Source organism: Paraburkholderia phytofirmans (assembly GCF_046028095.1).
Classification (GTDB): domain Bacteria; phylum Pseudomonadota; class Gammaproteobacteria; order Burkholderiales; family Burkholderiaceae; genus Paraburkholderia; species Paraburkholderia phytofirmans_A.
In genome coordinates this window covers 867,676-879,859 of sequence record NZ_JAQQDJ010000001.1, presented here as the reverse complement: position 1 = coordinate 879,859, position 12,184 = coordinate 867,676, and the positions used below count along the sequence as shown (strand labels likewise).

8 protein-coding genes and 1 pseudogene are annotated in these 12,184 nt (G+C 58.6%); 6 read left to right on the top strand and 3 right to left on the bottom strand.

What is annotated here, in order from left to right; all coding sequences use genetic code 11:
• Positions 1 to 7: 7 nt before the first annotated feature.
• From PQR54_RS04000 to PQR54_RS03990, 3 genes are read right to left on the bottom strand one after another with little or no spacing between them, the layout of a single operon-like run.
• Positions 8 to 1,462, bottom strand: coding sequence for an NAD(P)(+) transhydrogenase (Re/Si-specific) subunit beta (locus tag PQR54_RS04000; protein ID WP_408244161.1), 1,455 nt, complete (start codon positions 1,460 to 1,462; stop codon positions 8 to 10).
• Positions 1,462 to 1,794 carry an NAD(P) transhydrogenase subunit alpha part 2 gene (locus PQR54_RS03995; RefSeq protein ID WP_074763055.1) on the bottom strand — a complete coding sequence of 111 codons (333 nt, stop codon included), beginning with the start codon at positions 1,792 to 1,794 and terminating at the stop codon, positions 1,462 to 1,464. The genes PQR54_RS04000 and PQR54_RS03995 overlap by 1 nt, the downstream gene beginning before the upstream one ends.
• Positions 1,795 to 1,809: 15 nt before the next feature.
• Complete coding sequence (locus PQR54_RS03990; protein ID WP_408244160.1) at positions 1,810 to 2,952, bottom strand: Re/Si-specific NAD(P)(+) transhydrogenase subunit alpha; 1,143 nt, start codon at positions 2,950 to 2,952, stop codon at positions 1,810 to 1,812.
• Positions 2,953 to 3,244: 292 nt separating this feature from the next.
• On the opposite strand from PQR54_RS03990, the gene PQR54_RS03985 reads away from it, so the two are divergent.
• From PQR54_RS03985 to PQR54_RS03960, 6 genes and pseudogenes are all read left to right on the top strand, one after another.
• The gene (locus tag PQR54_RS03985) at positions 3,245 to 3,724 is read left to right on the top strand and encodes an NUDIX hydrolase (RefSeq protein WP_408244159.1); all 480 of its coding nucleotides are present in this window, start codon (positions 3,245 to 3,247) and stop codon (positions 3,722 to 3,724) included.
• Positions 3,725 to 3,782: 58 nt separating this feature from the next.
• Entirely contained in the window at positions 3,783 to 4,928 is a 1,146-nt protein-coding gene (mnmA, locus tag PQR54_RS03980; RefSeq protein ID WP_408244158.1) for a tRNA 2-thiouridine(34) synthase MnmA, read from the top strand.
• Between the two features lie 217 nt (positions 4,929 to 5,145).
• Positions 5,146 to 6,384, top strand: a pseudogene (locus tag PQR54_RS03975) (FMN-binding glutamate synthase family protein); the annotation flags it as partial.
• A gap of 394 nt (positions 6,385 to 6,778) precedes the next feature.
• On the top strand, positions 6,779 to 8,173 hold the full coding sequence (locus PQR54_RS03970) for a hypothetical protein (RefSeq protein ID WP_408244157.1): 1,395 nt from the start codon (positions 6,779 to 6,781) through the stop codon (positions 8,171 to 8,173).
• Positions 8,170 to 11,502, top strand: a complete 3,333-nt coding sequence (locus PQR54_RS03965) for a VPA1269 family protein (protein ID WP_408244156.1) — start codon at positions 8,170 to 8,172, stop codon at positions 11,500 to 11,502. Before PQR54_RS03970 ends, PQR54_RS03965 begins: the two co-directional genes overlap by 4 nt.
• The gene (locus PQR54_RS03960; RefSeq protein ID WP_408244155.1) at positions 11,499 to 12,173 is read left to right on the top strand and encodes a hypothetical protein; all 675 of its coding nucleotides are present in this window, start codon (positions 11,499 to 11,501) and stop codon (positions 12,171 to 12,173) included. The genes PQR54_RS03965 and PQR54_RS03960 overlap by 4 nt, the downstream gene beginning before the upstream one ends.
• Positions 12,174 to 12,184 lie beyond the last annotated feature (11 nt).

Below are 12,184 nucleotides of genomic sequence, written 5' to 3'. Positions count from 1 at the left end.
CACGCGGTTATTCCACCGCCTTCACCATATCTTCGATCACCTTCTTCGCGTCGCCGAACACCATCATCGTCTTGTCCATGTAGAACAGGTCGTTGTCGAGACCGGCGTAGCCTGCGGCCATCGAGCGCTTGTTCACGATGACCGTGCGCGCCTTATAAGCCTCGATGATCGGCATGCCCGCAATCGGCGACTTCGGATCGGTCTTCGCCGCCGGATTCACCACGTCATTCGCACCGAGCACCAGCACCACGTCGACCTGACCGAACTCGCCGTTGATATCGTCCATTTCGTAGACCATGTCGTAAGGCACTTCGGCTTCGGCGAGCAGCACGTTCATGTGGCCCGGCATGCGGCCGGCCACCGGGTGAATCGCGTACTTCACCTCGATGCCCTTCTCGACCAGCTTGTCGGTCAACTCCTTCAACGCATGCTGCGCACGCGCGACGGCGAGACCATAACCCGGCACGATCACCACGGTCTCAGCATTGCCGAGCATGAACGACGCATCGTCGGCCGAACCGGATTTCACCGGACGCTGCTCCGCCGACCCACCCGCCGCAGCCGCACCCGGCTCATTGCCAAAGCCGCCGAGAATCACGTTGAAGAACGAACGGTTCATCGCGCGACACATGATGTACGACAGAATCGCACCGGACGAACCGACCAGCGAGCCCGCGATGATCAGCATCGGATTGTTCAGCGAGAAGCCGATGCCCGCCGCCGCCCAGCCCGAATACGAGTTCAGCATCGACACCACCACCGGCATGTCCGCGCCGCCGATCGGAATGATGATCAGCACGCCGAGCACGAACGCGATCAGCGTCATGATGATGAACGGCAGCCACGATTGCGTGAGGAAAAAGATCACGCCAAAGCCGAGCATCGCGAGCGCGAGCAGCAGGTTGATCAGATGCTGGCCCGCATACACGACCGGCGCGCCCTGAAACAGCCGGAACTTGTACTTGCCAGACAGTTTGCCGAACGCGATCACCGAACCGGAGAACGTGATCGCGCCGACGAACGTGCCGATGAACAGTTCCACGCGATTGCCGTACGGCAGGAAGCCCGGCGCGGTGTTCTCCGGATCGACGAGACCGAACGCAGCCGGCTCCGACACCACCGCATACGCAATACACACAGCGGCAAGACCGATCAGCGAGTGCATGGCCGCGACCAGTTCCGGCATCTTGGTCATCTCGACGCGCGCGGCGACGAACGCGCCGACCGCGCCGCCGACCACCAGCGCGACCAGCAGCAGACCCAGCCCCAACCCGAGATTCGAACCGAGCCCGTTAGCCTGCTTGACGATCAGCGCGATGGTCGTGAGGATCGCGATCGCCATGCCGACCATGCCGAAGGTATTGCCGATGCGCGCCGTCTTCGGATTCGACAGCCCTTTAAGCGCCTGGATGAAGCAGACCGACGCGACCAGATAAAGCAGCGTGACGACGTTCAGACTCATTACGCGTTCTCCTTGGCCGTCTTGTCTGCGATGAGTTTCTTCGGCTCTTTCTTGCGGAACATCTCCAGCATTCGTCGCGTGACGAGAAAGCCGCCGAACACGTTCACTGCCGCGAGCGCGACCGCGAGCGTGCCGAAGAACTTGCCGGGCGTGCCCAAAGTGAGACCCGCGGCGAGCATTGCGCCGACGATCACAATCGCCGAAATCGCATTGGTCACGGCCATCAGCGGCGTGTGCAGCGCGGGCGTGACGTTCCAGACCACGTGGTAACCGACGTAAATCGCCAGCACGAAGATAATTAGGTTGATGACGGTGTGGTTGATGACTTCCATGTCCGCACTCTCCTCTTAGGCCTTGCGCGTGACTTCGCCGTCACGGGCCAGCAGCGTGGCCGCGACGATATCGTCCGCGAGATCGATGTTCAGGGCGCCTTCCTTGTTGATGATCAGCTTGAGGAAGTCGAGCAGGTTGCGTGCGTAGAGCGAGGATGCGTCGGCGGGCACCATCGAGGCCAGATTCGTATAGCCGACGATCGTCACGCCATGCTTGATGACGACCTTGTCCGTTTCGGTGAGCGGACAGTTTCCGCCACGCTGGCCTTCGTACTCGGCGCCGCGGCCCGCGGCGAGGTCGACCAGCACGGAGCCGGGTTTCATCGCCTGCACGGTGTCGACCGAGATCAGTGTCGGTGCGGCGCGGCCTGGAATCAGTGCGGTGGAAATCACCACATCGGCCTGTTTGGCGCGTTCGTGGACCAGCGCCGATTGGCGCGTGAGCCAGGAAGGCGGCATCGGCCGGGCATAGCCGCCGACGCCTTGCGCGGCTTCGCGCTCTTCATCGGTTTCGTAGGGCACGTCGAGAAACTTGGCGCCGAGCGATTCGATCTGCTCTTTTACGGCGGGCCGCACATCTGAGGCTTCGATCACCGCGCCCAGGCGCTTGGCGGTCGCGATCGCCTGCAAACCGGCCACACCTGCGCCGAGGATCAGCACGCGCGCGGCTTTCACAGTACCGGCAGCCGTCATCAGCATCGGCATGAAGCGCGGATAGAGCGTGGCGGCCAACAGAACCGCCTTGTAACCCGCGATATTCGCCTGCGAGCTCAACACATCGAGGCTCTGCGCGCGCGTGGTTCTCGGCGCCGCTTCCAAAGCGAACGCGGTGACCCCTGCGGCGGCCAGCTTTGATGAGTTTTCGGTATTAAACGGATCGAGCATGCCGACCAGTACAGCGCCGCGCTTGAGCAACGGCAGCTCGGCATCGGTCGGCGACTGGACCTTCAGGACGAGATCGGCGCCGAATGCGGTCGCCGCGTCGACGATCTCCGCGCCGGCGGCCGCAAAGGCATCGTCTGGAAAGCTGGCGCCGGTGCCGGCGCCGCTCTGGATCGTGACCCGGTGGCCCTGGGTCACGTACTTCTTGACCGTTTCGGGCGTCGCGGCGACGCGGGTTTCGTGCGCGCGCGTCTCGGCTGGCACTCCGATGTGCATCTTGTTCCTCCTCGACTTCCTGTTTTACGACAGATCGGCCGACGAGGCACGCCGGCTTGCAGGTGCAACGGCTAACGCGTCACTTTAACCGAAATATGGGGGTGCGCAGAAATCGGGGACAATTGGCCGCACTGGCGTGCGCGACGCGGCGCAGCGCAATGCTGTGCTCGATGCAATTGCACGCTATCCGGACACGCTGAAGCACCGGGGGTGCCCGGCGGGCGGGGTCGACCTGGCCACGCGCCGCCCGCTTCCCGGCAGGCGAGGCCCATAACCGGTAAAATGCGCACCCATGAAACCGGAAACCTGGCTGCCGCACGTCACGGTCGCGGCCATCGTCGAGCGCGACGAGCGCTTTCTCGTGGTCGAGGAACATACCGCCGACGGTCTGCGCCTGAACCAGCCCGCTGGCCATCTGGAGGCGGGCGAAACGCTGGTAGAAGCGGTGATCCGCGAAACGCTCGAGGAAACCGCCCATCCATTCGCGCCCGAGGCGCTGGTGGGCATGTACATGACCCATTTCGAGCGGCCCGGCAGTGAGGGCGTCACCTACCTGCGCTTCACCTATTGCGGCGCGGGCGGCGAAGCCGATCCGCAGCGGGCCCTCGACCCGGACATTGTCCGCACCTTGTGGATGAGCGCCGACGAATTGCGCGCCTGTCCCGAACGGCACCGCACGCCGCTCGTCATGCAATGTCTCGACGACTACCTCGCGGGCCGGCGTTTCCCGCTCGACTTCGTGCACACGCATTCGGTCGGGCCAAAAAGATAGCCGCAACGCGCGGCCAACCCACGATCCATGAAGTCAAGCAGCACCCAGTGAGCATCTTATGAGCAAGCAGAAAGTCGTAGTAGGCATGTCGGGCGGCGTCGATTCGTCTGTTACCGCATGGCTGCTGAAGGAACAGGGCTACGACGTGGTCGGCCTGTTCATGAAAAACTGGGAAGACGACGACGACAGCGAATACTGCTCGACGCGGCAAGACTGGATCGACGTGGTCTCGGTGGCGGATCTGATCGGCATCGACGTTGAAGCGGTCAACTTCGCCTCCGAATACAAGGACCGCGTGTTCGCCGAATTCCTGCGCGAATACTCGGCCGGCCGCACGCCGAATCCGGACGTGCTGTGCAATGCCGAAATCAAGTTCAAGGCGTTCCTCGACCACGCCATGTCGCTCGGCGCGGAAACCATCGCGACCGGCCACTATGCGCGTGTGCGCGAGCACAACGGCCGCTTCGAACTGCTGAAGGCATTCGACCATACGAAAGACCAGTCGTACTTTCTGCATCGGTTGAATCAGGCGCAATTGTCGAAGACGCTGTTTCCGCTCGGCGAGATTCCGAAAACCAAAGTACGCGAAATCGCCGAACAGATCGCGTTGCCCAACGCGAAGAAGAAAGACTCGACCGGCATCTGCTTTATCGGCGAACGGCCGTTCCGCGATTTCCTGAACCGCTATCTGCCGACCAAGCCCGGCCCGATGAAAACCACCGACGGCAAAGTGGTCGGCGAACACATCGGCCTCGCGTTCTACACGTTCGGCCAGCGCAAGGGCATTGGCCTCGGCGGTAGCAAGGACGGCAGCGGCGAGCCGTGGTTCGTCGCTGGCAAGGACATTCCGTCGAACACGCTGTATGTCGCCCAAGGCCACGATCATTCCTGGCTGCTCAGCCATACGTTGTCCGCCGGCAATACAAGCTGGGTGGCGGGCGAGCCGCCGGCGGACGGCTTCGCGTGCGGCGCGAAGACCCGTTACCGGCAAGCAGACGCGCCGTGCACGTTTAGCAACGCGGGCAGCGGCGAAGGCCTCTTCGAACTGAATTTCGACGCGGCGCAATGGGCTGTCACACCGGGGCAATCTGCGGTGCTCTACGATGGCGACGTGTGCCTCGGCGGCGGCATCATCGAACATGCGGTCACCGGACAGCCGGTCGCGCGCGAGCCGCAAAAAGCGGCGCTGCTGAACGCCCGTTGAGCCACGCGTCTGATCGTGCGGCAACATGACCTGGCGCCGCACACGCATTACTTTCACGTTTCGACTTGCGCGGCGCGTGGCATCCACGCGCTCGCTCTTAAGCCGCAGCTAGCTTCACCCTAACAAGCAGTCGTTCGTTTTCCTTCGCGGCGGATTCCGTCTGTGCCGGCAGCGCTGGCGATCCCGTCGTGACGAACCTCACTGCACTGGAGTCCCCATGTTTTCTCGACGTTATCTGGCCATGTGGTGCGCAGCCGCGCTGTTCGCCGTCTGCGCGGCGTTGGCCGACGCGCACCACATCTCATGGTTCTGGATCATCGTGCCGCTCGCGCTGGTCGCGCTCGGCCTGTTCGACCTGACGCAGCAGCGCCACGCGATCCTGCGCAACTATCCGCTGTGGGGCCACTTCCGTTTCCTGTTCGAATTCATTCGCCCGGAAATCCGCCAGTATTTTGTCGAAGGCGACACGGACGAAAAACCGTTCTCGCGCGCCCAGCGCAGCATCGTCTATCAGCGCGCGAAGAACGATGTCGACAGCCGTCCGTACGGCACCGAACTCGACGTCAAAGCCATCGCGCACGAATGGATCAGCCACTCGCTCGCGCCGACCACGCTCGAGAATCACGACTTCCGCATCGTCGTCGGACCGGATCGCGCGCAGCCTTATTCCATGTCGATCTTCAACGTCTCGGCGATGAGCTTTGGTTCGCTGTCAGCGAACGCGATCATGGCGCTGAACCTCGGCGCGAAGAAAGGCAACTTCGCGCACGACACCGGCGAAGGCTCGATGTCGAAGTATCACCGTGAACACGGCGGCGACATCATCTGGGAAATCGCTTCGGGTTACTTCGGCTGCCGCAACGACGACGGCACTTTCAGCGCGGAGAAGTTCGCGAAGCAGGCCGCCGAGCCGCAAGTGAAGATGATCGAAGTAAAGCTCTCGCAAGGCGCGAAGCCAGGTCACGGCGGCGTGCTGCCGGCCGCGAAGATCACACCGGAAATCGCGGAGACGCGCGGCGTGCCGATGGGCCGCGACTGCATCTCGCCGGCCACGCACTCCGAGTTCTCCACGCCGCGCGGCCTGCTCGAATTTGTCGACCGTCTACGCACGCTGTCGGGTGGCAAGCCGACGGGCTTCAAGCTGTGCATCGGGCATCCGTGGGAATTCTTCGGCATTGCGAAGGCGATGCTGGAGACCGGCATCCTGCCGGACTTCATCGTCGTGGATGGCGCGGAAGGCGGCACGGGCGCGGCGCCGCTCGAATTCACCGATCACGTCGGCGTGCCGTTGCAGGAAGGCTTGCTGCTGGTGCACAACACGCTGGTCGGCATCGGCCTGCGGCAACGCATCCGCATCGGCGCGAGCGGCAAGATGATCACCGCGTTCGACATCACCAAGACGCTCGCGATCGGCGCCGATTGGGTCAACGCGGCGCGCGGTTTCATGTTCGCGGTGGTTATAGCCCCCATACTCGACCAACTATTTATCGGACCGCGCACGCGCATCGTTGCATGCTAGCGCCAAAGACGCCCTAGCTACGGCGTCTATCTCAAGTGCTTCCGTTTCTCTTGACCTTCGCTTCGCCCCGACCTATCTTGTTGTTTACCCCCAACTGTTATACCAGTGAAGGCCCTGATTATCGTGCCGGCTTGACCAGCAGAAAGAGGCTGAGCCCTTGCATTGAGACGCCGTCCGGTAAATCCAACTGAGTGGGTTATGCAACGTACCGCCTGACGTTCACGCTCGGTACTTCATCCAAATTCTCAGTGCGGTCCACTGGGAAGCGTCCTAAACAAGCGCATAGGCCACATACGATATATAGGATTACTACGCATAAGGACTCGATATCATGCAAACCGTGCACTCGATAATCGACCTTCCGATTCGCGAAGGGCCGATTGGTAGCAGCATTCCAATACTTGTGTTAATGGACGGCGAAATTAGCCAGCTGGGTCTCATGTGGGCGCGGCATCTGATGCTTCAGGAGCATTACAGTCCCAGCAGCTTAGAAAAGCGGATGAGTGCGATAGGCCGATTTTACGACTTCTACGTCATCGAGAAGCATGCCGCCCCCGTTGCCACAGACGCGCTTCATATCCTGCTGCAGCAATTCTTCGAAGCGAGGCGATTCGGGTCTGCGACTATGGGATGGGAAACAGTGCGGCCACAGACCGCGGTTGCGGATGTACGGGCAGTAACCGAATTTACGGAATGGGCCGCGAAGAATTTCGGCACTGCGCGCGTAAATCCAACGGAGCGTACGCTGGTTTCGAGTTTGAATCTCTCGGACCAAAAAAGGTACCGTATAAAACAAGATGGCAAGCGAAACTGGGACCAGTTGTACCACCTTTCCCCCTCGACTGAAGAGGGAAAGGGCGTCGTCAACGTGCCCGAATTTAACCCCAAAAGTGAACGACGGGTAGACACCGTCTCGAAGAAATACTTTCCGCCTACACGCGTGGCGCCATTCATAAAAGCATCTCCGATACGCGACGCTTTGTATTTTCTATTGATATTTTTTGGGAGCTTGCGAGCGTCTGAGCCGCTTCACATTTTTGCAGGAGACGTTTCCATCTTACCCGATGGAACGGCGCGCGTAGTTTTGGGCCATCCGGAGCTCGGCCCGTATAGATGGTTCGATAGCTCGGGAAAGGAACGAGCAGGGAAACGAGTGACATTTTTGCGCGAACGATATCAACTTGGCCCCCGTCATTTCCTCGGCACTAAACATCCGCAGCACGCTGGATGGAAAGGTATGCGATTTGACGCGAACGCGTACGAATCAGAAGTTTATTGGCTCAGGCCGGACGCAGGCAGACTCTTCGCAAAGCTGCACAGTGAATACATGAAGAGTATCAGGCTTCGTGTTACCGATAACCACCCGTACTATTTTGTGAACACCGACCCGGGGCCTGATTTCGGCAATCCGGTCACCCTGTCAAACATGACGAAGGCGTTCGAACGAGCCGCCCAGCGAGTAGGATTGTCCGCATCGGAGCCCGGGGTCAATCCACACGGAGGCCGGCACTTCTATGGTTTCTACAACGCGAATATCCTTCGAACCTCGATGGAAATTTTGCAAATGCTCATGCATCACACGAGCATCCTTTCAACGAAGGTCTATTACAACCTAACCCCCGAAGTGGCACGCATCGAACTCGCGAAGGCGCATGCCAAGATGGAAGCGGAAATACCAGAGATGTTGAGAATGGACCAGCTGTTCCTTGAGCAGAGCCGAACATGACCTGTCAACAATTCAAGACCCCCTCGGGACGGCTGGTCACCTTTAATCGAAGCGCGGATGACGCGGCTTTTCCCACAAACGTCTCGCTAAAAGAGATGCGGGAGATTATTGCGGAATACGAGGAAAAGCGCATTGCTGAGTATTGGGAGGATACCCTGTTGGCCTCCTCCAAACAGGGCCGCTGGATTCGCGCGTTCGATTCACACGGAGCGCTCCTTGACTACTTCCAGGTCTCCGCTCTAAGGCGAATTTCTGGGACAAATGCACGTGGACGTGCGTTATGGACACACGTGCGTTCTCTCTCGCTCTCTGAGCAACGTGCGATTGTCAACGCAGCAAGACCGAAATCCCGTGTCCAGGTAACGAAAATCATTCGTCCTTTTCGAGAGATTCTCGCCCCGGATTTTCACGCGATGTTGAAAGAATCCGGCAGCGCCAAGGCTCTCGTTCAGAACTTGACCACGGCCCTTCGTACGGGGGGCTGCGCATTGCGACATCCTTTCCGCTACTTCGAACTGCTCGCTCTGATGTGGTCCAAAGGTCGGCTCCTTTTTCCCGCCGGAGTGCATAAGTGGAATACCACAACAAAGTATCTTACATTATTGAACGCTCGATATGGCGGTAGCCGCAGCCTCCTGATTCAGTCAGTTGCACGCAAGCCTAAGAAACAAGGAGACCAAGCGTTCAGGAGTGTTTGCAGCGCTTTGGCTTCATCAGATGTAGCCGAAGCGACTGACCTGTCCCCCGAGTTGATGGCTGCGTTCGAGGACGTGTTTGTTGCGATGGTCGAGGCACAGTATCCTCAAACCGTAGATGAGTATAAGTGGATGGTCAATCGCGGCCGTGTGCGAACCGGTATGCTTTGGCTTCGACAGTTCTACAATCGACACAACCCCGACAACGCAATCTTGCTCGCTCGGCCGCCCCGGAAGCGCCCCCATGAGCGCGAGCTCCGACTAAAAGGAGACTTCCGTTGGCTGACTGAGCAGCGCCCCGAATTGGTCGAATGGCAGCGGGCCTTGCACGCATATATTGCATCGACCAGCACACTGCGCATTCACGGACCTGTCGACAAGTTAAACCAGTTTGGCGACTTTCTTTGTATGCTTAACGAGCCACCTCTAGCACCGTGGAACGTGGCGCGGGCGACTCATATTACGGACCCCACACTAACGAACAAAGATACTTTTTTTGATTACTTGTCCAAGAGATATCCTGAAAGCGACCCCAAAACAAAGAACGGAATCGTCGCAAAACTTCGAGTATTCTTTGACTGGGTTAAGGACCGACTGCTCGAATCTGCGCACCCTGAAGCAGCGGCGTTTGCGAATCCCATTTTTTCGAAAGACAATTTCGGTAGGAGAGTTCGTGGCGGCGTAACAAATCGTCCAAGAATGGAAAACTACATCATCAACGAGATGAAGGAGATTCTGACGAGCGACGACTTTGCGTTTCCAAAGTTGCTGCAAGGAGCCAACACAGACGTATTTGACAACACGCTCGGCAAGAAAGCCAAGGTGTGGGACCCAACCTTGACTGTCTGCATGTACACACTGCTCGACACTGTCTTGCGTAGCCACCAAGCTCGATGGCTGGACTCCGGAGAACTGGACGAGAGAATTTACGATGAGTCATCGGGCAAGTTGAAGCCTAACCGGACGAAGCATGCTGTCAGAGGCCGGCTTGAAGGTGCGCTTCGCTTGCAACACGACTCGCTCCGAAGCAACTCGTGGCTCACGCTTTGGGTCAATACCAACAAAACGGCCGAATATGACAGTGCTGAGATTGGATACCCGGTCCCCTTCATGTCTGAGACGCTGAAGGGATTACTACTCATGCAGCGGGATTGGCAGAGGAGATACCTGCCGCAGCTCGAAACTCCAGTGCCTTATGCCGACTACCAAAGAGACACAACGGAACGGCCGCGGGTTGCAGCAAAATTGCCCACGATAGCGCCGTTATTTCGCGACGCAATGGGTCCAAGCCTGATAAAGCCGATAGCCTATGCAAAGCTGAAGAAGTTCTACACAAAGCTGCTCATGGAGGCACAGGACCGCATCGAAAAAAAGTACGGGCGAAAGGTTCAACTCGTGCGTACGGTTAACGGCAAAGTGAAATGGGAAGTGGACCTCCACACGCTTCGTGTAAGCGGAATCACAGCTCTCATCGAGGCTGGCGTTCCGCTGGAAGTCGTCTCGCAATTTGTGGCGGGTCACAGAACACTGGTAATGACCCTGCACTATCTCAAATTCTCTCCAGCGAAGTTACGCGCGTACCTCGAAAAAGCGCATGAGAAGCTTCGGGATGACTCGGACTTCACCGGCTCGCCCGAATTCGAGGAAAACATGGACGCCTTCGCACCGTTCATGCTCAGCCAGGCCGGTTCGGGTGTCGGGCCGGCCTTCGCCGCTCTCAAGCAAAAGAACGGTTTACTGACAATCAACACAGAAGGCATCTGCCCTGGAACATCCTGCGACACCGGCGGACCGCTTATAGGGAAAGGGTGTAACGCGCATGCACCCGTGCCAGGAGGCCAACGTTGCGGCCTGTGCCGTTATTGGCTTACAGGGCCCGCGCATTTGCTCGGCCAGGTCGCGGCTGTTAACAATCTTGCGTACGCCATCCGCAAAAAGGGACAGGAGATTGCTGAGCTGAACGAGCAACGTCTCGATGCGGAAGACCAAGGAAACCAGCGCAAGGCACGCGAGCTCGTAGACAAGGTTGAGCTTCTCGGACGGGAGCTCACGATTGATATCAACGAATGGGTCGCGCGTTATCGGTACGCAGAGAAGTCGATAACGCTCATGGATGATTATCTGGCCGCAAAGGCGAAAGTCCAGGCGAAGGGCCAGAAATTACCTGTTCCTTTGCTTACGGCTGCGGCGCCGAGCCAGCTCAAAATTACGTTGGAGTCGGCACACGAGTTCGCGCTACTCGACCAAATCACACAGATGAGCGATTTCGTCACCGGCTTCCGTAATCGGGAGGCGGAGCTTGAGAAGAGTAGTATCTTATCAAGCATGATGGTTGCGAACGGGATTCGGCCGTTCCTTCTCGAGCTCAAGCCTGAGCATGCACACGCTGCCGGCAACCTCCTATCCTCCATGCTCCTGCACCAGGTCCGGGGACAGGAGCTCGATGAGGTCCTTGATGGACACAAACCGTTAAGTGACTATCCGGCACTCGCGCGAGCTTTCGAGTTGCTTGAAAGTCAGGTGGTTGCGGGAACGAAAGTCCAGAACATTGAACAATCTCGCCTGGAAAAGCTCTTAAACAGCTTTCAGCCTCATGGACAGCCCGATTTCGACGAAGAAGAGACGTTTTCATGAATCGAGAAACCAGCGTCGATGCCCTCTACGAGACGCTTTGCCAGCAGACAACGAACCCTCGCCAGCGGGCTTCGCTGAAGAGAATCAAACAAGCCTGTGACTACCTGGAGCAGAATGGGTTGAAAATCTCGCCCACAACGATTGAGAGATATTGCATCGACCACCAGTGGGAAGGCCCCAAGGCGCAATCAATCAGGAATTCGCGGGATGTATTGAATAAGTATGTGCAGTTGCGGCAGGCCGGGCAGCAGGTATTTGCTCCCAACCCTCGGCACGACTACAAGCCTGCCATACAGGATGAGACGTTGAGGGCGTATGTTGCACTCCTTCAGCAAGAGCGTGACCAGGCTATTGCGGCGCGCAATCGCATTGAAGCTGCTCTTCGAACGATACCGGGCGTTCCAATCGACGACTTCATAAGAACAGGCATCGTGACAACGGCAACGGCGAAACCTTCTTCGGGCCATAGAACCACACCGTGGACTAGCACCGACCTTAAGTCAGCCTTGTTAGTTCTGCTCGACGAGGCTCATCTGGTCAAATGTGGACTCCAACTCTATAAGGACCGCGTTCGCGCTATCGGCACAAAGATGGTTCTCCTGGAAAAGCCACAGGTAACCGCCATACGGGCGGTCATTGAAGAGGCCGCGGAGAAAGTCACCGAGTCCTGATGGCAAGCCGG